Raw genomic sequence first — 23,182 nt, 5'->3', positions numbered from 1 at the left:
CCCTCGCCCCGGGCTCTCGGCGATCTTGCGTCTTCGGCCCCGACGAAGTTCGCGAAGGGGACACCCGCGGGGCCGTGAGTGCAAGATCGCGGGAGAGGGGCGGGGGAGGAGGGAGGGGGCGGGCGTACGGTGGGCGGCAGCGCCCGGCGCGGCGGCGTCCGGGGCCCCTCGTGCCAGGAGGTCACCGTGCAGGACCGCACCCCTCGTCCGGAGGAGCTGGATCCCGTCGAGCGGATCGGCGTCGACGAGCTGCGCGCGCTGCAACGGGACCGGCTGCGGCACTCGCTGCGGCACGCGTACGACAACGTGCCCCACTACCGGCGCGCGTTCGACGCCCTCGGCGCGCACCCGGACGACCTGCGTGAGCTGGCCGACCTGGCCGGCTTCCCGTTCACCGCGAAGGCGGAGCTGCGGGAGAACTACCCGTTCGGCATGTTCGCGGTGCCCCGCGAACGGGTCGCCCGGCTGCACGCGTCCTCCGGCACCACCGGCCGTCCCACGGTGGTCGGCTACACCCGCGCCGACCTGGACACCTGGGCGAAGCTGATGGCCCGCTCGATCCGGGCCGCCGGGGGCCGCCGCGGCGACCGGGTGCACGTCGCCTACGGGTACGGGCTGTTCACCGGCGGCCTCGGCGCGCACTACGGCGCCGAGGAGCTGGGCTGCACTGTCGTCCCGGTGTCCGGCGGCATGACCGAGCGCCAGGTGATGCTGATCCGCGACCTCGAACCGGAGGTCATCATGGTGACCCCGAGCTACATGCTCGCCATCGTCGACGAGATGGAACGTCAGGGCGTCGACCCGCGCGCCACCTCGCTGCGGGTGGGGATCTTCGGCGCCGAGCCGTGGACCGAGGACATGCGCCGCGAGCTGGAGCAGCGCCTGGACATGCACGCGCTCGACATCTACGGCCTGTCCGAGGTGATGGGGCCGGGTGTGGCGGTCGAGTGCGTGGAGACCAAGGACGGCCTGCACCTGTGGGAGGACCACTTCTATCCGGAGATCATCGACCCGGTGACCGGGGAGGTGCTGCCCGACGGGGAGCGGGGTGAGCTGGTACTGACCTCGCTGACCAAGGAGGCCATGCCGGTGGTCCGCTACCGTACCCGCGACCTGACCCGGCTGCTGCCCGGCACCGCCCGCCCGATGCGGCGGATCGAGAAGATCACCGGGCGTACCGACGACATGATGATCGTCCGGGGGGTGAACGTCTTCCCGACCCAGATCGAGGAGCTGATCCTGCGTACCCCGGCCCTGTCGCCGCACTTCCAGTGCGTGCTCGACCGGCGGGGACGGCTCGACACGCTCACCGTGCACGTGGAGCGGCGGGCGGGCGCCGCCGCCGACGAGGCCGAGCGGGCCGGCGCGACGCTGGTCGAGCAGGTCAAGAACACGATCGGGGTGTCGGTGACGGTACGGGTGATCGAGCCGGACGGGGTGGAACGCTCGATGGGCAAGATGCGCCGCATCGTCGACCAGCGGCGGGAGTCCTGAGATGGCCGGTGACGGCGGCCGTACCGCGGCCCACGACATGTTCGACGCCGACGTGGCGTCCAAAGGGCTCGGCATCGAGCTCGTCTCGGCCGGCGACGGCGCGGCGGTGGCCCGGATGCGGGTCACCGCGGCGATGCTCAACGGGCACACGATCGGGCACGGCGGCTTCGTGTTCCTGCTCGCCGACACCGCGTTCGCGCTGGCCTGCAACAGCCACGGCCCGGCCACCGTGGCGGCCGGCGGCGAGATCAGCTTCCTGCGCCCGGTACGCGAGGGCGACCTGCTGGAGGCGTACGCCACCGAACGGGTCCGGCACGGCCGCAGCGGCATCTACGACGTGACGGTACGGCGGGGCGACGAGGTGGTGGCCGAGTTCCGGGGCCGCAGCCGCACCGTCGCCCGGGACTGATCACCGGCCCGCGCCAGCACGTCTGCGTGCCGGGTGACGTCCGGGCCGGAGTGGCCCCGTGCCCGCTCCGACCCGGACGTCATGCGGCCAGCCCGAGCGCGTGCCCGCCGGGCCCGGTTCTTCGCCGGCCCACCCGTCGGGGCGGACCGGTCGGCCCGGGCCACGACGGAACCACCGGTGGCGGACCGGTCCGCCCGGGCCACGACGGAACCACCGGTGGCGGGCCGGTCCGTTGCCCGGGCCACGACGTGACCTCGGGTGGCGGGCCGCCGCGCCACCCGGACCGCTCCGCCGCATCCGACACGGCCCGTGTCGCGCCGCCCGTCACCGGTCCGGCGCGCGCCGGCTGCCCGGGCACCGCCCGGAGCACGGCGGCCCGTCCGGGCTGTGTGAGGACCGGATCCCCGGGCACCGGACGGCGCGCGCCGGAGCGATCGAGCCGGTCCGGCGGGACGGGCGCCGGTCGGGCCCCTCCACCCGACCGGCGCGACCGTCCCGCCCCGAGCGGGCAGACCTCCCGCCCGCCGGCGTCCCGGGACGGGACACCGGTTCCCGCTCCCGGCACCAGGCCGGCAGCGGTGTCCTTCGCGGCGCGCAGGCGGCGGGCGAAGTCCGCGCGTACCGCACGGGACAGCCGCAGCGCGGCCACCCGCGCCACCAGCGCGTCGATCGACCAGCCGCCGGCCGTGACCGGGTGTACCAGCCCCGCCGCGGCCAGCGCCCGCAGCACCGGCTCGGCCCGGCCGGCGGGCCAGCCGAGCATCGCCTCCACCACGGCGGCCACGACCGGACCACCCCGGGCGGCGCCGGCCAGCAGGACCGCCCGGTGCGCACCGTCGAGCCGGTCCAGGCGGGCGTCCACCAGGCGGCGCGCGGCGGCGGGTACGCCACCCGGCTCGCCTGCCGGATCCGCCGACGCGTACGCGGTCGCGACCGCCGGACTGCCGCCGGCCAGCGGAAGCAGTCGCGCGGCGAGCGCGGCGGGCCGCCCGGCCCGGTCGAGCAGGTGCCGCAGCAGCCGCCCGGTGTCCAGCGGGCCCAGCGGCTCCAGCGGGATCCGCCGCGCCGGTGCGGGCAGCGGGTCGGCGGAGCCGGAGCCGCACGTGGTGACCACCGCCAGCGGCAGTCCCCGCTCACCCGCCGCCACGTGGAGCTGGTGCAGGAACCGGCGCAGCGCCGGGGCGGCCCGGTCCAGGTCGTCCACCGCGACCACCACCGGCGCGTCGGCGGCCAGGCCGAGCAGCGCCTCGCGGCAGGCGGCCACGGCGCGGGCCGCCACCGTGTCGTCGTCCGGCGCGGCGAGGAACGCGGCGAGCACGCCGCCCGGACCCTCGGCGGCCGTGCCGTCCGGCCGGGGACGGACCAGACCGGCCAGCGGCGCCAGCTCCCCGCACGGGTACGGCGGGCAGGCCGTCACCCGGCGGCGCACCGGCACACCGTCCACGTGCGACACCGCACGGGTCACCTCGTGCAGCAGGCGGCTGCGGCCGCTGCCCGGCGGGCCGACCAGTGAGATCCACCGGGGACGTCGCTCGCGCAGCGCCCGGGCCACCTCGTCGGCCGCGCCGGCCAGCTCGTGGCGGCGGCCCACGAGCGGGACGCGGTGCCGGGCCGGCCTGCTCCCGGCCGCCCCGGTCACCCGCCACACGTCCAGCGGGAGCGCCTTGCCGGCGAGCGTCAGGGTGGCCAGTGGACGCTGCTCGACCAGGCCGGCCACCGCGCTGCGGGTGACCGGGCAGACCACGACCCCGCCCGGCGGCGCGTGCTCCTGGAGGCGGGCCGCCGTGGTGATCACCGCGCCGCTGGCCGCGCCGTGGCCGCCGTCGCGGAGCCCGGCCAGGTCGAGCAGCACCTCGCCGGTCGCCACGCCGACCCGCACGCGGAGCCGGATGCCGGCCGGCCGCCGCCGCTCCAGCGCGGCCTGGATGTCCAGCCCGGCCCGCACCGCCCGGTACGCGTCGAGACCGTCCGAACCGGACGCGCCGAACAGCGCCATCACCGCGTCGCCGACGTACTTCTCCACCACGCCCCGCCAGCGGCGCAGCACCGAGGCGACGGTGCCGAAGTAGGCGCGCTGCAACGCGCGGACGTCCTCCGGGTCGAGCCGCTCGACCAGCCGGGTCGAGCCGACGATGTCGACGAAGAGGACGGTCACGGTACGTCGTTCCTCGGGCACCGGTCGGCACGCCGCGATGACGGCTTTCCGACTCCCCGCGGGCGTGGTGATCAACATCGCACCCACCCTTTCCCGTTCGTGGTGCCCGACGACCTCAGCAGACTTTCACCACCGGGTTCTCGGGGGATCTGTAGGACGACGTATGTCGGGCACCCGCAACCATTAGTCGTGTAGTCGACGCGAGAGGTACCGGTCCGGCCCCGAGGCCGTAGAACGGTGCGGGGACCTGTGACTAGGCTGCGTCCCATGGCCAGCGACGTGGACACGGCACCTCTCGTCGGCCGTACCGGGACCATGGCGACGCTGCGGTCGGCGCTCTACGACGACCTGCGGCCCGGGCAGACCGGCGCGGTGTTCCTCACCGGAGAGAGCGGGGTGGGCAAGACCCGCCTGCTGACCGAGGTCGGCGAGCAGCTGCGGCAGGCCGGCGCCCTGGTGCTCACCGGCACGTGCCTCGACATCGGAGACGCCTCGCCGCTGCACCCGGTACGGCAGGCGCTGCGCCGGCTCGACGCCGAGCAGGCGCAGGCGCGCACCACGTCGGCGATCCGCGGGGTGTTGCAGGTCTTCGACGAGGAGACCCCCGGCCCGGACGGCGCCGGCGCGCTGCTGGAACGCGTCGCCCAGGGCCTGCACGTGGTGGCCGGTGGACGGCCGCTGGTGCTCGTCCTCGACGATCTACAGTGGGTCGACCGCAGCACCCGGCAGCTCCTGCTCTATCTGCTGGCCGGCCTCGGCGACCTCCAGCTCTCCGTGCTGGCCGCGATCCGGGCCGAGTCGCTGCGCGGCGCGCACCCGCTGCGCCGGGTGCTCACCGAGCTGCGCCGGCTGCGCTCGGTGCGGGTGATCGACCTGCTGCCGCTGGACCGGTCCGCCACCGACGAACTGGCCGCCGCCGTGGTCGGCGCGCCGCTGCCGCCGGAGGCCGCCGACCAGCTCTGGCAGCGCAGCGGCGGCAACCCGTTCGTGGTGGAGGAACTGGCCCGCGACCGGCGCGACGGCCGCGACGGCCTCTCCGACACGCTGCGCGAGGTGTTCCTCGACCGGGTCGACGCGCTGCCCCAGCCGGCGCACGCGGTGGTGCACGCGGTGGCGGTCGGCGTCGAGCCGGTCGAGCACTGGCTGCTGGCCCAGGTGGTGCGGCTGCCCGAGGAGGAGCTGCTCGACGCGGTCCGCGAGGCGGTCGCGCACCGCCTTCTGGTCGGCGCCGACGACGGTTACCGGCTGCGGCACCGGCTGGTCGCCGAGGTGCTGGCCCACGAGCTGCTGCCCGCCGAGCGGGCCGCGCTGCACCGCCGCTACGCCGAGGCGCTCACCGCCGTACCGGCCGAGCTGCACCAGGCACGGCTGGCCCATCACTGGCGGCACGCGGGCGAGCCGGCCCGGGCACTGCCCGCCGCGATGGCCGCCGCCCGGGAGGCGGAACGGCTGCACGGGTACGCCGAGGCGCACCGCCACTGGTCCGCCGCGCTGACCCTGGCCACCGAGCCGGCCGCCGTGCTGCCCGACGGGGCGCGGCCCGAGCCGGTCGAGGTGGACCGGGCCGAGCTGCTCAGCCACGCCGCCGAGGCCGCGCACCACAGCGGGGAGCACGCCCGCGCCCTGACGCTGCTGGAGGAGCTGGCCGACGACCCGTCCGGCCCGCCGGTCTGCGCGCTGCGCATCCGCCGGGCCCGCTACCTGGCCGCGGCCGGCCGGTCGGCCCCCGCCGAGCAGGAGTACCGGCGGGTGCTGGACTCGCCCGACTGCACGCCGCGGGAGCGGTGCACCGCCGCCGCCCGGCTGGCCGAGCTGCTGCTGCACCTGGGCCGCTACGCCGAGGCCGGCGACCAGGCCCGGGAGGCCCTCGCGCTCGCCGCCGACGTTCCCGGCACCACCTCCGAGGTGGTGATGGCCAGCGCCGCGCTCGGCTTCAGCGAGGCGTTCCTGGAGGATCCGGCCGCCGGGCTGGCGGTGATGCGCCAGGCGCTGGACACCGCCGAGCGGTCCGGCCGGCCGGAGGACGTGGCGTGCGCGTACCTGCACCTGGCCGAGCTGCTCACCGGGCCGCTGAACATCCTCGAGGAGGGTGTGGTGGTGGCCCGCCGGGGCGCCGACCGGGTCGCCGAGCTGGGGCTCGGCCGTACCTGGGAGACCCGGCTGCTGGCGGTGGCGACGAACGGGCTGTTCCGGGTGGGGCAGTGGGCCGAGGCGGAGAAGGTCGTCGCCGCCGCGCTGCGGCACCGCCCGTCCGGGGCCGACGCGGTCGAGCTGCTGCTGGCCCGGTGCCGGCTCTCCGTCGGGTACGGCGACGTCGAGGCGTCCGACCGCGACCTGGAGGCGGTCGCGACGGTGCTGGCCGGCGGCGGCGCCCGGCACGTGCTGCCGATGCTCATCCTGCGGGCCGGCCTGGCCATGTGGCAGGGCCGGCACGACCTGGCCCGGCAGGCGGTGCAGCGGGGCCTGACCGAGAGCCGTTCCGACGACGTGATCGTGCTGGCCACGCTGGCCTGGCACGGACTGCGCGCGGAGGCCGAGGCGGCGGCCAGCCGCACGATCGAGGTGGACCCGAACGCGGTACGCCGGCTGCGCGAGGTGGTCGACCGGGTGACCGGCAAGAGCGCCAAGGCGGGCGCACCGGTGCGCTACGTCGCGGAGGGGTTCCTCGCGCTCTGCGACGCCGAGCTGAGCCGGCTCGACGACGGCCGGGGCGACCCCGCGCTGTGGGAGCGCTCCGCGCTCGAGTGGGACCGGCGCAACCACCCCTACCCGGCCGCGTACTCCCGGTTGCGGCAGGCCGAGGCGCTGCTGGCCCGCCGTAGCCGGGTGGCCACCGCGGGCAAGCTGCTGCACCGGGCGTACGCGATGGCCCAGTCGCTCGGCGCGGTGCCGCTGACCGCGGAGATCCGTACCATCGCCTCGCGGGCCCGGGTGACCCTGGACGCCGCGCCGGATCCCGCGCCGGTGCCCCGGCAGCGGGCGGCGGCGCCCGCCGGGCCGGCGGTGGACGAGCTGGCGACGCTCACCGCGCGGGAGCGGGAGGTGCTCGCCGCGGTCGCGGAGGGGCTGACCAACCGGGAGATCGGCCAGCGGCTGTTCATCAGCGAGCGGACCATCGGCGTCCACGTCTCGCACATCTTCGACAAGCTCCAGGTCCGCACGCGCGTGCAGGCCAGCGCCATCTTCCTGCGCAACGGCGCGGAGTAGGCGTACGCCGGCAATACGTCGTTCGACGGATCCGCGGTGTGTACGGCGGCTGGCAGGCTGTCCCGCGGAACAGGGGTGGTGGCGTCGTGGGGGCGCCGGCCGTTGTGGAGGAGAGATGACCGAACCGGTCTGGGGTCCTGTGCACCAGGACATCGTCGGGCTGCTGGCCGACCACCCCGCCGACGTACCGGCGGTCGTGGACCATCTGACCAAGCTTCAGGATCTGCTGGTCCGGCTGCCGCCGCTGGAGGAGAGCTGCCCGCTCGCCGACTTCAACAAGCTCTACCTGGTCATCACCAGCACCGTGCTCGACGGCCTGTACGACGACCGGTTCTGCGACCCGGCGTTCCTGGCCCGGCTGGACGTGGAGTTCGCGGCCCGCTACTTCGAGGCGCTGCGGTTCTGGACCGACTCCAGCCCGAGCACCCCGAAGGCGTGGTCGTGCCTGTTCAAGCGGATGCGCGGCCCGGACGCCCGGCCGCTGCCGTCGGCCGCCGCGGGCGTCAACGCGCACATCAACTACGACCTGCCGTTCGCGCTGGTGACCACGTTCGACAGCCTGGAGTCCGAGCCGATCGACGGCAGCGACCAGCACCGCGACTACCTGGAGATCAACAAGATCTTCGCCGAGCGGATCCCGGAGCTGCGCCGCGGCTACCTGGACAACTGGCAACTCATGATCGACATGGTCAACGGCGACATCGACGACTGGTACCAGGGCGAACTGGTGGAGTACACCCGGAACGTGGCCTGGCGCAACGCGCAGAAAATCTGGCGCTGCCGGCACGACCCGGACGCCCGCGAGTGTGAGCGGACGCGGCTGGACGACAACGCCGCGCTGCTCGGCCGGCTGCTGCTGTCACCCCTCGGGGCGTTCCTGCAGTAGCCGGGACGGGGGGTTCCCGCGTCCCGCCGTCCGGGCGCGGGACGCGGGAACGCCGCCCGCGGGTGTCGAGTGCGCCGCACCGGGTACGTCGTCGCCGTGCCGCGAGACGAACCGGCCGGCCCCGGGGCGCTCCCGCCGGGCCCGGTCCGCCGCTTCCCGTTCCGCTTCGACCCGGCGTTCCGGCTGCCGCTGGCGTTGCTCGGGGTACGGCCTACCACGGCCTGGCTCGACTGGGGTCCGGACGCGCTCGTGGTCCGGTTCGGGCCGTGGCTGCTGCGCACCACGCCGGGCAACGTGACCGGCGCCGAGCTGAGCGGGCCGTACCGCTGGTGGCGGGCGATCGGCCCGCACCTGTCGGCGGCCGACGGCGGGGTGACCTTCGGCGCGAGCGTGGCCGGGGGCGTCTGCCTGCGCTTCGCCGAGCCGGTGCCGGGGCTGGCCCCCGGCCCGTGGCTGCGGCACCCGGCGGTCACCGTGACAGTGGCCGACCCGGCGGCGGTGCGCGACGCGGTGGCCCGCGGACCGGATCTTTGACCGGTTCGGCCGGGTCGCGGCCGGGACAACCCCTACCGTCTTCATAGGGACGAAGGGGAGCAGATGGGGCAGGCGGGAGACGCGGAGCAGCCCAGGCGTACGCGGGAGCGGCGCCGGGAGGCGCACGCGGCCGCGGCGGCCCGGGCCGGGCGGCACGGCGACCACGCCGAGCGGTCTGGCCGTACCGTGCCGGAGCTGCCCGAACGGGTGGCGGCCCCGACGCGGCCGGCGCCGCCGGCGGGCCGGCTGCACCGGTGGTTGTTCGCGCACCGGGTCGAGCCGGTCGGCCCGGAGGTCCGCGAGCACCAGACCCGGTCCCACCCGTGGTGGCAGGTGATGTGCCTGACCGGCGTCGACTACTTCTCCACGCTGTCCTACCTGCCCGGCATCGCCGCCGTGGCGGCCGGCGCGCTCAGCCCGCTGGCCACGCTTCTGATCGTGGCGCTCACCCTGTTCGGGATGCTGCCGATGTACCGCCGGGTGGCCCGGGAGAGCCCGCACGGGCAGGGCTCGGTGGCGATGCTGGAGCGGCTGTTGCCGTTCTGGCGCGGCAAGGTCTTCGTGCTGGTGCTGCTCGGCTTCGTCGCCACCTCGTGGATCATCACGATCACGCTCTCCGCCGCCGACGCCAGCGTGCACCTGCTGGAGAACCCGGTGCTGCCCGCGTCGTTCCCGCACGGCGGCACCGCGGCGGTGCTGGTCACCGTGGCGCTGCTGCTCGTGCTCGGCGGCGTGTTCCTGCTCGGGTTCAGCGAGGCCGTGCAGGTCGCCATCCCGCTGGTGGCGGTGTTCCTGGCGTTGAACGCGGTTGTGGTGGTCGCCGGGGTGGCCGAGGTCGTCGCCGACCCGGGCCTGCTCGGCGACTGGACCGGCCGGCTGGCCGACACCGGCGGGCCCGGCGACGTCGTGGCCACGAGCGTGCTGGCGTTCCCGCTTCTGGTGCTCGGCCTGTCCGGGTTCGAGACCGGGGTGAGCATGATGCCGCTGGTGCGCGGCGAGGGCGAGGACGCGCAACGGCGGCTGGACGCCCGGATCCGCAACACCCGCCGGCTGCTCACCGCCGCCGCGCTGATCATGTCGGTCTACCTGATCGCCACCACGTTCGTGACCACCGTGCTGATCCCGCCCGAGGCGTTCGACCCCGGCGGGCCGGCCAACGGCCGGGCGCTGGCGTTCCTCGCCCACGAGCACCTCGGCGAGGCGTTCGGCACCGTCTACGACATCAGCAGCGTGCTCATCCTCTGGTTCGCCGGCGCGTCGGCGATGGCCGGTCTGATCAACATCGTGCCGCGCTACCTGCCGTCGTACGGCATGGCGCCGGAGTGGGGGAGGGCGGTGCGCCCGGTGGTGCTGGTCTACACCGCCATCAGCATCGCCATCACGATCGCCTTCTCCGCCGACGTGAACGCCCAGGCCGGCGCGTACGCCACGGGCATCCTCGCGATGATGGTCTCCGGCGCGATAGCGGTGACCATCGCGGCGGTGCGCGGCCGCAGCCGCGCCGCCGCGGCCGGCTTCGCGCTGCTCACCGCCGTGCTGCTGTACGCGCTGGTGGAGAACGTGGTGGAGAAGCCGGACGGCATCACCATCTCCGGGTTCTTCATCGCCGGGATCGTCGCGGTGTCGCTGATCTCCCGGGTCACCCGGACCACCGAGCTGCGCGCCGAGCGGATCGAGTTCGACGAGGCGGCCCGCCGCTTCGTCGACGAGTCGGTCGCCCGGGACGGGCGGCTGCACCTGATCGCCAACAAGCGGCAGCGCGGGTCGGTCAAGGAGTACCGGGTCAAGGAACGGGCGCAACGGTCGATGAATCCGGTGCCGGGCGCCGCCGACGTGCTGTTCCTGGAGATCGACGTGAGCGACCCCTCCCAGTTCAGCCAGGTGCTGCGGGTGCACGGGGTGGAGTCCGGCGGATACCGGATCCTGCGCGCCAGCAGCCCGGCCGCGCCGAACGCGATAGCCGCGATCCTGCTGGCGCTGCGCGACGCGACGGGTGTCCGCCCGCACTGCCACTTCGAGTGGTCGGAGGGCAACCCGATCGCGCACCTGCTGCGCTACCTCATCCTCGGCCGGGGCGACACCCCGCCGGTGGTGCGGGAGATCATCCGCAAGTCCGAGCCGGACCCGACCCGCCGCCCCGGCATCCACGTGGGCGGCTGACGCGCGGGCTACGACCCCAGCGCGCGGACCCGGGCGAGCAGGTCCCGGGCGCAGAAGTCCAGGAAGCCGTCCGGGTCCGGCCCGGCGTTCTGCAGCACGATGTGGTCGAAGCCCGCCTCGACGTACGTCCGCGCCTTCTCCACATGGGGCGCGGCGTCCGGGCCGACGGAGAACTGCTGTCGGATGTGGTGGTCCTCGACCCAGGCGGTGGCGGCGTCGAAGTTCACCGGGTTGGGCAGCTCGCTCATCACCTTCCAGCCGGTGATCGCCCAGCGGCTGGTCTCCTTCGCCGCGCGTACCGCCGACTCCTCGTCGGCGGCCCAGGCCATCGGCACCTCGGCGTAGCGCGGGCCCTGGCCGCCGGCGTTGCGGTACTGGTCGACGATGGACGACTTCGGCTCGGTGGCGAACAGGCCGGTGCCCAGCTCGGCCGCGAGACCGGCTGACTCCCGGCCGCTGGCGGCCACGGCGATCACCGGTGGCTGTTCGGGCAGGTCCCAGATGCGGGCGTCCTCCAGCTTCAGGTGCCGGCCGTCGTACGAGCGGTAGCCGCCCTGCCAGAGCAGCCGGATGATCTCCAACGCCTCGCGCAGCCGCTCGTGCCGTCCCCGGATGCTGCTGGGGAACCCCTGCCCGACGACGTGTTCGTTGAGCCGCTCGCCGGCGCCCACCCCGAGCGTGAACCGCCCGTCGGAGATCAGTGCCATGGTGGCGGCGGCCTGCGCGACGATCGCCGGGTGGTAGCGGACCGACGGGCAGGTGACGCCGGTGGCGAGGCCGAGGGTGGTGGTGCGGGCGGCGATCGCGCCGAGCGCGCTCCAGGTGAAGCAGGAGTGTCCCTGCACCTCCAGCCAGGGGTGGTAGTGGTCGCTCATCTCGACGAAGTCGAAGCCGGCCTCCTCGGCCCGGACCGCCTGCCGGATGAGTTCCTGGGGTCCGAACGCCTCCGAGGCGAGCTTGTAGCCGATCCGCATGCCGGTTCTCCGTTCCGTCGTCGGCGAACCGCTGCCGTTCCCACCGGTCCGGCAGGCAAACCACGCGAAACCCAGCCTCCTAGGACGCTGGAGGGGTGGTGACGGGCCGCACGACGGGTACGGAACGGCCCGCGCTCGCCGGGCGGGCGCGGGCCGGGAGGGGAGTACGGGGGCGGCGGCCTACTTCGACGGCTCGGGGAGCTTGCAGTCCACCTTCGGGTTGGCGCCGATGTAGTTCAGCGGGCCGGCCACGATGGTGACCAGGATCGTGCCCGCCTCCGCGCAGTTGGTTTCGTCGTTGCCGTAGTAGCCGCGCTGACCGGCGGCGATGGCGCCGATGATGAGCCAGATGACGACCAGGACGCCGACTATCGAGGTGCCGCGCATCAGTTGCCTCCACTGGGGTTGTGGTGGATTCGAGGTGGAGGCCATGTACCCCGTGCGGGTGATCCGCCAAACGGCGCAGCGGTGCCGGCACGGCCGATTCCGATTACCTCAGTGCGGTGGCATCGGCTCCTCCGGCGGGCGGCCGCGGCTGCGGCGGTAGTCGGCGCACGCCACCCCGGCCAGCACCAGCATCGCCCCGGCCGAGGCGTAGACCGGCGCGAGGAACAACCCGGCCGGGGCGATCGTGAGCAGCGCCAGCACGCCGCCGGGCCGGGACGAGGAGATGCGGCTGAACACCTCGTACTCGAAGGCGGCCCGGCCGGTCAGGAACAGCGCCGGGCCGCCGAGGATCACCGCCAGCCAGGCCGGCGGCGTGTGGCCGGTCGGTTCCAGCAGGACCAGGTCGAAGCCCGCCGCTGTGGTCACCACGCCGGCCACCATCAGCAGATGGGTGTACGGCGCGGTGTTGAGGAACCGGCTCGGCTGGGCGGCCCGGGCGATGGCGTGCGGCAGCAGCTCACCGGACTTGTGTACGTAGATGCGCCAGAGCAGCAGTGTGGTGGCGAACGCGGTGGCGAAGGCGGCCAGGTTCTCCGCCTCGGAGTGGTGCGTGCTGAACACGGTGCCCGCGACCAGCACGGCGTCGCCGAGCGCGATGATGAAGAACTGCTGGTACCGCTCGGACAGATGCTCGGCGGTGACGTTGCGCTTGGCGTCGGGCACCGCGCCCAGCCCGGGCACCGGGTACGCCAGCCGGAACCCCAGATAGTCGATGGCCAGGGCGCCGGCCCAGAGCCACAACCGGGCGGCGCCGTGCGCGGCCAGTGCGCCGATCAACCACGGCACCGCCGACACGGCGAACCAGATGAAGATGCGGATGGCCCGGCGGCTCGTCTGCGCGTCCCGGCGCACGGCGGGCATCAGGAACAACCCGCGTCCGAGATGGATCGCCACGTACGTGCCGGCGAACACCAGCCCCCGGGAGCCGAACGCCTCCGGGATGGTGGTGGTCATCAGCAGCGCGCCGAACATCACCGCCACGATCAGCAGCTTGATCTCGGTGCGCTGCGGGTCGTAGAGGTCGGTGACCAGCGTGGTGATCGCCCAGGTCCACCAGAGCGCCATCAGCATGACCAGCGACTCGGCGGCCCGCTCCCAGCTCAGCGACCCGACCAGGTTGCGCGAGATCAACGCGAGCGCGACCACGTAGACCAGGTCGAAGAAGAGTTCGAGCAGCGTCACCCGGCGCGGCGCCTCCGGATCGCGGACCGGCGGTCGCCGGCCGGCGGGCTCCGGCGCTGCGGTGGGCACGAGATGCTCCTGCGGGTGGCGGTACGCGCGGCGGGCCCTCCCGGCCCTTCACCGACGGTAGCAACGCCCGTCCCCGTCCGGTCGGCTTTCCGACACAACGCCCCTGCCGGTCACCCTCCGCCATCGTTCCGGGCCGGGCGAGGTGACGCCCGCCATCCCAGGGGCCGCGCCGGCCAGGCCGCACGTCCGGGATCGGCCCCGCGAAACGCGCCGGGCCGGTGGCGACCACTGTCACCACCGGCCCGGAACGCGGGTGCGGACTACTCGGCGCCCGCCGGCAGCACCCGCTCGGCGTCGGCCGGGGCACCGGCAAGCACCTTGGCCTGCTGCGGCCAGGAGGCGAGACCGGGAGCGGCGCGCAGCCCGGCGGCCTTCACGGTCTGCCGCAGCGTGGCCTCGTCCAGCTCGGCGAGCTGCCGGTAGGTGCGGATTCCGGCGTCCTGGAGCGCGGCGGCCATCTTCGGCCCGATGCCCTGGATCCGCCGGAAGTCGTCCGGCGCGTCCCCGGCGGCGTCCGCCGGCACGTCGTTCTCGGCCGAGGCCCGCGGCGCGGGCACCACGGCCGGCGCGGCTACCGGCTCGGCCGTCTCGGCCGGCGCGACCTGCTCGGCCGGCGTGACCTGCTCGACCTGCTCGACCGTCTCCACCTGCTCGGCGGTCTCCACCGGCGACGCCGCTGCCTCCGCCGTGGCCGAACCAGCAGTCGACGTCGTTGCCGGAGCCTCCGGCTCGTCAGCGGGCGCCGACTGCGCCGGCACGGCGACGGGCGCCCGCTCCGGCTCCACCGCGAGGGGCTCCGACTCGGCGACGAGCGCCGGAGTGGCGACCGGCTCGTCCACACCGGTGGAGGTCGAGGTGGTGGCGGGCTCGTCCACAACGGCGGTCGTGGAGGCGGGCACCGGCTCGTCCACCGGACGGTCGGCGGCACCGGTGACCGGCTCGGCCACGGCCACCGGCTCGTCGGCGGCACGGGCGGTGGTGGCGACGGCCGGCTCGGCGGTCGCCGTCTCGGTGGGCGCGGGCTGCTCGGCCACCGTGGCGGTCGCCGGGGGCTCGTCGACCACCGCGACCGGGCGCGGCTCGTCGACCGTGGCGGTCACCTCGGGGGCGGTCTCCACCGTGGGCGTCGCCGGGGCGCCGGGCCGGCGGCGGCCGACGACCACCCAGCCGGCGACGAATCCGATGAGCAGGGCCAGTATCACGAACAGCCACTGCCCGAAGCTCGACGGCATGGCCAACCTCCTTCTATGTACGTGCACGACGGTGGCGAAAGACTCGGGGCAGCTTCGCACACGCGCGCGGCGCACGACAGGCAGCCCGGGGGCGGGCCGCGACAGTGGGACCGGCGATGTCGGCCGGTGCCCGGAGGATGACCGAGCGTGTGCCGGAGACCGGGGTCGAGCGGCTTCGGAGGGCAGGGAGACGCCCCGGAACCTGGGTGCCGTGCGTGGTTCCGGGGCGCCCCGTCCGTCGCCCGTGGCCGTTCAGTGGATCCGGTCGGGCGCAGGCGTGCCGGCGGCGTCCCAGCTGTAGAAGCAGCCCGCCACCGCGTCGCGGGGGGAGTGCCAGGTCGGCAGGTACGGGGAGGTGTGCGCGGAGAGCCGCTTGTTGACCTGCTCGTAGAGCGGGTTGTCGCGCAGTTCCGCGGTCAGCCCGGGGGCGACGTCGACGGTCTCCATCAGATGGACGCACAGGTCGTGCAGGTAGTACAGCGACCGGTGCCGGACGCCGGTGAGGTGGGGAAGTTCGGTGGCGTCGGCCTCGGCGAAGATCTGCGCCACCCGCCCCTGCGCGCCCGGCACGATCCGGCTGACCACCAACAGTCGACTCATCGTGACCCCTCTCGCCGCCGCGGTGCTGGCCTCACCGTGCCGTTCGCGCTGTCACCTCGCCGTCACCGCGTACTCCGGCGCATTGATGGTGGTGGCGACGGCGCGGTGGGGGCGCGCGGCGCCGGTTTGGCGGTCCGGTCCGTGCGGCGCGGCGGCGGGTCCGGGCGGCTGGCCCGGCGGATCGGCGCGAGGGTGTCGTCGAGCAGCGCGGTCATCGCCGGGGACGGTTCCAGGCGCAGCTCGCGCAGGAGCAGATCCCGGTAGACGTAGAAGGAGTGGACCGCCTCGAACGCGTTGCCCTCGGCGAGGTGGATGCGGACCACCAGGCGGTGCGGGGTCTCCCGCAGCGGTTCGGCGGCCATCGCCTCCAGCGCGGCCTCCAGCGCCTCGCCGTGCCGCCCGGCGGTGAGGTGGTTGCCGGCGAGTTCCTCCAGCATGTGCAGGCGTAGCTGGCGCAGCCGTTCGCGTTCCAGCAGCACCCAGTCGTCGTACCAGCCGGGAAGCAGGTCGTGGCGGCCGGCGCCGGCGGCGCCGCGCGGGACGGCGCCCTCGCGGACCAGCGCCGCGGTCTCCACCAGGTCGTCCACGTCGAGGCGGACGGTGGGTCCGAGGCGGACGGTGTCGCCGTCGGTGCGCAGCGGGCAGCACGGGTCCTGCCGCAGCCGCCACAGCGCGGTCCGCAGCGACGACAGCGCCCGCTCCTCCGGCGTCTCGGGCCACAGCAGCCCGGCGAGGTGGCTGCGGGTCGCGGCCGGGCGCAGGCCGATCAGCGCGATGACGCGCTGCAACCCCCGGGGTACGACCACGGGCGTGTCGTCGTGCAGCAGCTGGAAGCCGCCGAGCAGGTGCAGTGACACCCGGGGCGCGGGTTCGCCCGCCGTCGGCATTTTCGATCCACCCGACACGGCGCACCCCCCAGCACCGGAACCCTCGTCCCGACCGTTTGCGTTGCCCGGACCGCCGCCCGCGAAGCCGGTGTCGGAACGCCTCCGCCACGGTTGGGAACCTCCGCCGTGGCCGGGCTGACCGAGACGGAGAATATCAACGCCTGTTACTCTCAGTCAACGGTCGGTCGGTCACCTGACTGTCCGTAGTGGGCTCGGTAATGCGGCCGTGATCTGCGAAGAAGTGTCGTCACCCGGAAACCGGAAGGCGATCTTCCCATAGCTCGCGCACAGCTTGCGTCAACGCAGCGTCACCATGTTTGTGGCGCGATGGGGCCCGGTTGACGCCCGGTAGACGCCGCCGGCGCGACCGTGTGGCAATCCGTGCGGCGCGACCGGTTCGCCGCGCACCGGGACGTGCAGGAGGCGCGAATGGACCGTTCGCTCATCGTCGCCAAGGTGGTGCCGACGGCCGAGGACCGGGTGGCCGAGATCTTCGCCGAGTCCGACGCGACCGAGCTGCCCGGCCTGGTCGGGGTCCGGCACCGCTCGCTGTACCGGCTGCACGACCTCTACGTCCATCTGCTGGAGACGGAGACACCGGCACAGGGCGCCGTGGAGGACAACCGCGGGCATCCCGAGTTCGTCCGGATCAGCGAGCGGTTGCGGCCGTACATCTCGCCGTACCTGCCGACGTGGCGATCGCCGCGCGACGCGATGGCGCACTGCTTCTACCGCTACGACGCGCCGGCCCACGACATCGCCGGGCGGCCACAGTGACCACGACCGCACCCCGCGACGAGCAGCTCTGGTCGAGGTGCGACGGATGCTCGTCGCTGCTCTACCGCAAGCGGCTGCGCCGCAACCTGGACGTCTGCCCGGAGTGCGGGTCGCACGCGCGGCTGGACGCGCCGGACCGGGTGGCGCAGCTGGCCGACCCGGACTCGTTCGTCCCGCTGCCGGACCGGGCGGTACGCGTCGACCCGATCGAGTTCGTCGACGAGCTGCCGTACCCGCACCGGCTCGGCGGGGCCCGCGCGGCGACCGGCCTGGACGAGGCGGTGCTCTGCGGCACCGCCCGGCTGGGCGGGCACCCGGTCGCGCTGGCGGTGATGGACTTCCGCTTCCTCGGCGGCAGCCTCGGCTGCGCGGTCGGTGAGCTGATCACCCGGACCGCCGAGCGGGCGCTGGCCGACGGCGTCCCGCTGGTGCTGGTGACCGCGTCCGGCGGGGCGCGGATGCAGGAGGGCGCGCTGTCACTGATGCAGATGGCCACCGTCAGCCAGGCCCTCGCGGGGATGCGGGAGGCGGGCCTGCTCACGGTCAGCGTGGTCACCGATCCCACGTACGGCGGGGTGGCCGCCTCCTTCGCCACCAACACCGACCTGGTGCTGGCCGAGAGCGGCGCCCGGCTGGGCTTCGCCGGGCCCCGGGTGATCCGCCAGGTCACCGGCGCCACGCTGCCGGAGGGCTTCCAGACCGCGGAGTACCTGCTGCGGCACGGCCAGGTGGACATGGTGGTGCCCCGGCACGCGTTGCGGGGCCGGCTCGCCGCGCTGCTCGCCGCCGCCGAGGCGGGCCGCCGCGCACCGGAGACCTCGCCCGCCCCCCGCCCGCCGGCCACCGCGCCGACCGCGACGACGCGCCCGGACCGGGATCCCTGGGAGACGGTACGCACGGCGCGGCACCCGGGCCGGCCGACCACACTGGACTACCTGGAGACCGCGTTCGACGGGTTCGTGGAGCTGCACGGCGACCGGCTCGGCGCGGACTGCCCGGCGGTCGTCGGCGGCATCGCCCGCCTCGACGGCCGGCCGGTGATGGTGATCGGCCACCAGAAGGGACACACCACCGCCGAGCTGGTGACCCGCAACTTCGGCATGGCCAGCCCGGCCGGGCACCGCAAGGCGCTGCGGTTGATGCGTCTCGCGGCGCGGCTGCGGCTGCCGGTGGTGACGCTGGTGGACACGCCCGGCGCGGACCCGGGGGTGAGCGCCGAGCAGCAGGGCCAGGCGGCGGCGATCGCGGAGAACATCCTCGCGCTCACCGTGCTGCCCACGCCGGTGGTGGCGGTGGTCACCGGGGAGGGCGGCAGCGGCGGCGCGCTCGCGCTCGCGGTCGCCGACCGGGTGCTCATGCTGGAACACGCCGTCTATTCGGTGATCAGCCCGGAGGGCTGCGCCGCGATCCTCTGGCCGGACAGCTCGGCCGCCCCGCAGGCGGCCCGCGCGCTGCGGCTCACCGGCGCCGACCTGTGCCGCCTCGGCGTGGTCGACGAGCTGGTGCCGGAGCCGCGCCCGGCCGCGCACGCCGACCCGGGCGGCGCGGCCGAGCTGCTGCGCCGGGCGGTCGCGGCGAACCTCGCCCCGCTGCTCACCGTCCCTCCGGCCACCCTGGTCCGCCGCCGCCGGCAGCGCTTCCGCCGCTTCGGCGCGGCCCGCTCGGCCGCCGCCGGCCCGTCCCCGGCCACACCCGCGGCGGGTCGGGCGGAGGTGGCGTGATGGCCGACGCCGAGGCCGAGCAGGTGCTCGACGGGCTGCGCCGGCAGGCCCGCAAGCTCGTCGCCGACCTGGCCGGGCCGGTACGCCGGGTGCGGCTGCGCAGCGGCGAGTCGGTGCTGGAGGTCGAGTGGCACGATCCGGCGGCACCCGCGCAGCGCGCCGCCGAACCGGCCGAGGCGCTCCCCGCCCGGGCCGCCGAACCCGCCGCACGCGCGGCGCCGGTGGCCGACCGGCCGGCCGTGCGCTCACCGGTGGTCGGCACGTTCTACCGCGCCCCCGAGCCCGGGGCGATGCCGTTCGTCGCGGTCGGCGACCTGGTCCGCCCGGGCCAGGTGGTCGGCATCGTCGAGGCCATGAAGCTGATGAACGAGGTGACCGCCGGCCAGGCCGGACGGGTGGTCGAGGTGCTCGTCGACGACGGCAAGCCCGTCGAGTACGACCAGCCGCTGATCGCCCTGGAACCGGTCACCGGACAGGACTCCTGATGTTCGACAAGGTGCTGATCGCCAACCGGGGCGAGATCGCGCTGCGGGTGCTGCGCGCCTGCCGGGAACTCGGCGTGCGCACGGTGGTGGTGCACTCCAGCGCCGACGCCGACTCGCTGCCGGTGCGGCTGGCCGACGAGGCGGTGCGGATCGGCCCGGCGGCCAGCCGCCGCAGCTACCTCAACGCCGCCGCGATCGTGGAGGCCGCCCGGCAGACCGGCGCGCAGGCGGTCCACCCCGGTTACGGGTTCCTGTCCGAGGACGCCGACTTCGCCGAGATCTGCGCCGAGAACGGGCTGGTCTTCGTCGGCCCGCCGCCGCAGGTGATGGCCGCGCTCGCGGACAAGTCGACGGCCCGGGCGCTGATGAGCCGGGCCGGGCTGCCGCTGCCGCCGGGCAGCGTCCGGACCCTGCCCACCGTCGCCGAGGCGCAGGAGGTGGCCGCCGAGGTCGGCTACCCGGTCATCGTGAAGGCCGCGGCGGGCGGTGGCGGGCGCGGCATGACTGTGGTGCGCTCGGCCGCCGAGCTGCCCCGCGCGTACGCCCGCACCCGCGCCGCCGCCCAGGTCGCGTTCGGCGACGACCGGGTGTACGTCGAGCGGTACCTCGCCGACGCCCGCCACGTCGAGGTGCAGGTGCTCTGCGACGGCCACGGCAACGGCGTGCACCTGGGCACCCGGGACTGCTCGGTGCAGCGCCGGCACCAGAAGCTGATCGAGGAGGCGCCCGCGCCCGCGCTGCGGCAGGCCACCCTGGACACGGTCGCCGAGGTGGCGCTGCGCGGCGCGCTGTCGGTCGGCTTCACCGGCGCCGGCACCGTCGAGTTCCTGGTCGACGAGGCCGAACGCTGCCACTTCCTGGAGATCAACTGCCGGATCCAGGTGGAACACCCGGTCACCGAGATGGTCACCGGCATCGACCTCGTGCAGGAACAGCTGCACGTGGCGTTCGGCACCCCGCTGCGGCTGCGCCAGTCCGACGTACGCCTGGACGGCGTGGCGATCGAGTGCCGGGTCAACGTGGAGGACCCGGACCGCGACTTCGCGCCCGCACCGGGCCGGCTGGACCGCTTCCGCCCGCCGGGGGGCCCGTTCACCCGGGTCGACACCCACGGACACGTCGGCTACCTGGTCAGCCCGCACTACGACTCGCTGCTGGCGAAGGTGGCGGTGTGGGCGCCGGACCGGGACGCCGCGCTGGACCGGCTCGACCGGGCGCTGGCCGAGTTCGACGTGGCCGGTCCCGGCGTGCGTACGACCATCCCGTTCGCCCGGCGGGTGCTGCGCGACCCGGCCTTCCGCGCCGCCCGGCACACCACCGCCCTGGTGGAACGCCTGCTCGCCCCACCGGCCGACGACTCCCCAACGACCGACGCCCCACCCGCCGGTGACGGCCCGCCGGCCGAGGCGGCGCGGGCCGTCGTGCCCGACCCGCGCGCCGAGCCGGGCGGCCGTACCCCCGTCAGCGCCGTGCCCGCCGCCGGCCCGACCACCTGGAGGAACCGATGACCGTCGCCCCCGACCGCCCGCTCGCCCGCGAGATCACCGACATCCTGGTCACGCACTGCGGCCTGGACCCGGACGCCGCCGCCGGCGCGCCCGCCGCGAGCCTGGAGGAACTGGGCATGGACTCGCTGGCGCTGCTCGAACTGTCAGCGGTGGTGGCCGACCGGTGGCGGGTGAAGATCCCCGAACAGGCCGGACAGCTCAGCATCGCCGGCGTCGCCGACCTGGTGGCCCGCAGGGCGGACCCGCCCGGGCACACCGAGAACGCGGTGGAGATCGCCGCGCCGCTGCCGCTGGTCTGGGAGATCACCAACGACGTCGCCCGGTGGCCGGACCTGTTCACCGAGTACGCGACGGCGGAGATCCTGCACCGCGACGGCGACACCGTGCGCTTCCGGCTCACCATGCACCCCGACGAGAACGGTGTGTCGTGGAGCTGGGTCAGCGAACGCACCGCCGACCCGGCCAGCCGCGAGGTGCACGCCCGGCGCGTCGAGACCGGCCCGTTCGAGTACATGCGCATCCACTGGCGCTACGACGAGATCCCCGGCGGCACCCGGATGACCTGGACGCAGGACTTCGCGATGAAGCCCGACGCACCTGTGGACAACGCCGGCATGACCGACCGGATCAACACCAACAGCACGATCCAGCTCGCCGTGATCAAGGAGAAGATCGAGCGGGCGCACGCGGGAGGCGCGCGATGACCGACACCACCACCGCCCGGGTCTCCGTCCACGACGTACCGGCCGACCGCCGTCGCGGCGGGGAACTGCGGGTGCTGCTCGGCCCGAAGACAGTCGGCAGCACCTCCGGATTCATGGGGGTGGCCACGCTCGCGCCGGGGGAGCGGATCGCCGAGCACTACCACCCGTACAGCGAGGAGTTCCTGTACGTCGCCCGCGGCGCGATCACCGTCGACCTGGACGACGTGCCGGTGCCGGTGGCCGCCGGGGAGGCGCTCTACGTACCGAAGGACGTCCGGCACCGGCTGCGCAACACCGGCGACGAGCACGCCGAGGTGGTGTTCCACCTCGGACCGCTCGCGCCCCGCCCGGAACTCGGCCACGTCGACACCGAGAGCGCGGCGCCGCCGCAACGGGAGCCGTCGTGACCGGCCGGCGCACGGTCGTCACCGGCATCGGCGTCGTCGCGCCCGGCGGCGCCACCCGGGACCGGTTCTGGAAGACGATCACCGAGGGACGTACCGCCACCCGGCGGATCAGCTTCTTCGACCCGTCGCCGTTCCGGTCGCAGATCGCCGCCGAGTGCGACTTCGACCCGGACGCCGCCGGGATCACACTCGCCGAACGGCAGCGCGCCGACCGGTACGTGCAGTTCGCGCTCGCCTGCTCCGCCGAGGCGCTCGCGGACAGCGGCCTCACCCTCACCGACGCGCAGCGGGAACGCGCCGGGGTGGTGCTCGGCACCGCCGTCGGCGGGACCATGGCGCTGGAGCAGGAGTACGTGCGGGTCAGCGACTCCGGCCGGCACTGGCTGGTCGACCACGCGCTCGGCGGGCCGTACCTCTACCAGGCGCTGGTACCCAGCAGCCTGGCCGCCGACGTGGCCTGCCGGCACGGCCTGCACGGCCCGGCGCAGGTGATCTCCACCGGCTGCACCTCCGGCATCGACGCCATCGGGTACGCCCACCAGCTCGTCGCCGACGGCGAGGCCGACGTAGTGCTGGCCGGCGCCGCCGACTCGCCGATCTCCCCGGTCACCGTCGCCTCGTTCGACGCGATCGGCGCGACCAGCCCGGACAACGACGACCCGGAGCACGCCTCCCGGCCGTTCGACGCCGACCGGCATGGGTTCGTCCTCGCCGAGGGCGCCGCGGTGCTGGTGCTGGAGGAGGCCGAGCACGCCCGCCGCCGCGGCGCGCACGTCTACTGCGAGGTCGCCGGGTACGCCGGCCGCAGCAACGGCTTCCACATGACCGGGCTGCGCCCGGACGGCGCGGAGATGGCGGTGGCGATCAGCGACGCGCTGCGGCAGGCCCGGCTCGCCCCGTCGGCCGTGTCGTACGTCAGCGCGCACGGCTCCGGCACCCGGCAGAACGACAGGCACGAGACGGCCGCGTTCAAGCGGGCACTGGGGGAGACGGCGTACCGGGTGCCGATCAGCTCGATCAAGTCGATGGTCGGTCACTCGCTCGGCGCCATCGGCTCGATCGAGATGGCCGCCTGCGCCCTGGCCATCGAGTACGGCGTGGTCCCGCCCACCGCCAACTGGACCACCCGCGACCCGGAGTGCGACCTGGACTACGTGCCGAACGAGGCGCGGGAGGTGCCGGTGGACGTGGCGCTGTCGGTGGGCAGCGGGTTCGGCGGCTTCCAGTCGGCGATGGTGTTCCGCCGCCTCGCGGTGACACCGTGAGCGCGAGGAGTGAGCCGGGTTTGCGAGCCCCGCAGTCGCGAACAAGGACGGCACCCGTGAGCGCGAGGAGTGAGCCGGT

20 protein-coding genes are annotated in these 23,182 nt (G+C 74.8%); 13 read left to right on the top strand and 7 right to left on the bottom strand.

What is annotated here, in order from left to right; all coding sequences use genetic code 11:
• Positions 1–186: 186 nt before the first annotated feature.
• Positions 187–1,494, top strand: a complete 1,308-nt coding sequence (gene paaK / locus V6U82_RS01235; protein WP_334458637.1) for a phenylacetate--CoA ligase PaaK — start codon at positions 187–189, stop codon at positions 1,492–1,494.
• A gap of 1 nt (position 1,495) precedes the next feature.
• Positions 1,496–1,903 (top strand): hydroxyphenylacetyl-CoA thioesterase PaaI, encoded by a 408-nt coding sequence (gene paaI / locus V6U82_RS01230; protein WP_334458636.1) that lies wholly within the window; start codon positions 1,496–1,498, stop codon positions 1,901–1,903.
• A gap of 79 nt (positions 1,904–1,982) precedes the next feature.
• Here paaI and V6U82_RS01225 read toward each other — a convergent pair whose 3' ends face one another.
• Entirely contained in the window at positions 1,983–4,136 is a 2,154-nt protein-coding gene (locus V6U82_RS01225; RefSeq protein WP_334458635.1) for an adenylate/guanylate cyclase domain-containing protein, read from the bottom strand.
• Positions 4,137–4,325: 189 nt separating this feature from the next.
• Here V6U82_RS01225 and V6U82_RS01220 point away from each other — a divergent pair, with 189 nt between their 5' ends.
• From V6U82_RS01220 to V6U82_RS01205, 4 genes are all read left to right on the top strand, one after another.
• Positions 4,326–7,265 carry a helix-turn-helix transcriptional regulator gene (locus V6U82_RS01220; RefSeq protein ID WP_334458634.1) on the top strand — a complete coding sequence of 980 codons (2,940 nt, stop codon included), beginning with the start codon at positions 4,326–4,328 and terminating at the stop codon, positions 7,263–7,265.
• Between the two features lie 115 nt (positions 7,266–7,380).
• The gene (locus V6U82_RS01215) at positions 7,381–8,151 is read left to right on the top strand and encodes a DUF5995 family protein (protein WP_013286663.1); all 771 of its coding nucleotides are present in this window, start codon (positions 7,381–7,383) and stop codon (positions 8,149–8,151) included.
• Between the two features lie 96 nt (positions 8,152–8,247).
• Positions 8,248–8,685, top strand: coding sequence for a hypothetical protein (locus tag V6U82_RS01210; protein ID WP_128139217.1), 438 nt, complete (start codon positions 8,248–8,250; stop codon positions 8,683–8,685).
• Between the two features lie 63 nt (positions 8,686–8,748).
• Positions 8,749–10,845: an amino acid transporter gene (locus V6U82_RS01205; RefSeq protein WP_121685268.1), complete on the top strand. Its 2,097-nt coding sequence runs from the start codon at positions 8,749–8,751 to the stop codon at positions 10,843–10,845.
• An 8-nt stretch (positions 10,846–10,853) separates the two neighbouring features.
• Here the strand turns inward: V6U82_RS01205 and V6U82_RS01200 are convergent, their stop codons facing one another.
• From V6U82_RS01200 to V6U82_RS01175, 6 genes are all read right to left on the bottom strand, one after another.
• Positions 10,854–11,819, bottom strand: a complete 966-nt coding sequence (locus tag V6U82_RS01200) for a TIGR03557 family F420-dependent LLM class oxidoreductase (protein WP_334458633.1) — start codon at positions 11,817–11,819, stop codon at positions 10,854–10,856.
• Positions 11,820–11,999: 180 nt separating this feature from the next.
• Complete coding sequence (locus V6U82_RS01195; RefSeq protein ID WP_013286658.1) at positions 12,000–12,206, bottom strand: hypothetical protein; 207 nt, start codon at positions 12,204–12,206, stop codon at positions 12,000–12,002.
• 108 nt (positions 12,207–12,314) lie between these two features.
• Positions 12,315–13,517, bottom strand: coding sequence for a low temperature requirement protein A (locus tag V6U82_RS01190; RefSeq protein WP_334458631.1), 1,203 nt, complete (start codon positions 13,515–13,517; stop codon positions 12,315–12,317).
• Between the two features lie 260 nt (positions 13,518–13,777).
• Positions 13,778–14,749: a helix-hairpin-helix domain-containing protein gene (locus V6U82_RS01185; RefSeq protein WP_334458629.1), complete on the bottom strand. Its 972-nt coding sequence runs from the start codon at positions 14,747–14,749 to the stop codon at positions 13,778–13,780.
• 252 nt (positions 14,750–15,001) lie between these two features.
• Positions 15,002–15,349, bottom strand: coding sequence for a TcmI family type II polyketide cyclase (locus V6U82_RS01180; protein ID WP_128139073.1), 348 nt, complete (start codon positions 15,347–15,349; stop codon positions 15,002–15,004).
• Between the two features lie 62 nt (positions 15,350–15,411).
• Positions 15,412–16,236: an AfsR/SARP family transcriptional regulator gene (locus V6U82_RS01175; protein ID WP_128139074.1), complete on the bottom strand. Its 825-nt coding sequence runs from the start codon at positions 16,234–16,236 to the stop codon at positions 15,412–15,414.
• A gap of 429 nt (positions 16,237–16,665) precedes the next feature.
• Between V6U82_RS01175 and V6U82_RS01170 the strand changes: the two genes are divergently transcribed.
• Genes V6U82_RS01170 through V6U82_RS01140 form a run of 7 tightly spaced genes read left to right on the top strand, consistent with a single transcriptional unit; the run spans position 16,666 to position 23,103 of the window.
• Positions 16,666–17,013: a TcmI family type II polyketide cyclase gene (locus V6U82_RS01170; protein WP_334458628.1), complete on the top strand. Its 348-nt coding sequence runs from the start codon at positions 16,666–16,668 to the stop codon at positions 17,011–17,013.
• Entirely contained in the window at positions 17,010–18,734 is a 1,725-nt protein-coding gene (locus V6U82_RS01165; RefSeq protein WP_334458627.1) for an acetyl-CoA carboxylase carboxyltransferase subunit alpha, read from the top strand. The genes V6U82_RS01170 and V6U82_RS01165 overlap by 4 nt, the downstream gene beginning before the upstream one ends.
• Positions 18,734–19,219, top strand: coding sequence for an acetyl-CoA carboxylase biotin carboxyl carrier protein (gene accB, locus V6U82_RS01160; RefSeq protein ID WP_334458626.1), 486 nt, complete (start codon positions 18,734–18,736; stop codon positions 19,217–19,219). Before V6U82_RS01165 ends, accB begins: the two co-directional genes overlap by 1 nt.
• Positions 19,219–20,727: an acetyl-CoA carboxylase biotin carboxylase subunit gene (locus tag V6U82_RS01155; protein WP_121685262.1), complete on the top strand. Its 1,509-nt coding sequence runs from the start codon at positions 19,219–19,221 to the stop codon at positions 20,725–20,727. Before accB ends, V6U82_RS01155 begins: the two co-directional genes overlap by 1 nt.
• Entirely contained in the window at positions 20,724–21,431 is a 708-nt protein-coding gene (locus V6U82_RS01150; RefSeq protein WP_334458624.1) for an SRPBCC family protein, read from the top strand. Before V6U82_RS01155 ends, V6U82_RS01150 begins: the two co-directional genes overlap by 4 nt.
• A complete protein-coding gene (locus V6U82_RS01145; protein ID WP_334458623.1) occupies positions 21,428–21,838 on the top strand; it encodes a cupin domain-containing protein in 411 nt (136 codons plus the stop codon). Before V6U82_RS01150 ends, V6U82_RS01145 begins: the two co-directional genes overlap by 4 nt.
• Positions 21,835–23,103 (top strand): beta-ketoacyl-[acyl-carrier-protein] synthase family protein, encoded by a 1,269-nt coding sequence (locus V6U82_RS01140; RefSeq protein WP_334458622.1) that lies wholly within the window; start codon positions 21,835–21,837, stop codon positions 23,101–23,103. Before V6U82_RS01145 ends, V6U82_RS01140 begins: the two co-directional genes overlap by 4 nt.
• The last annotated feature ends 79 nt before the right edge of the window (positions 23,104–23,182 follow it).

It is taken from the genome of Micromonospora sp. CPCC 205554 (genome assembly GCF_036902745.1).
GTDB lineage: Bacteria > Actinomycetota > Actinomycetes > Mycobacteriales > Micromonosporaceae > Micromonospora > Micromonospora tulbaghiae.
This window is presented reverse-complemented; position numbering and strand designations above follow the sequence as displayed.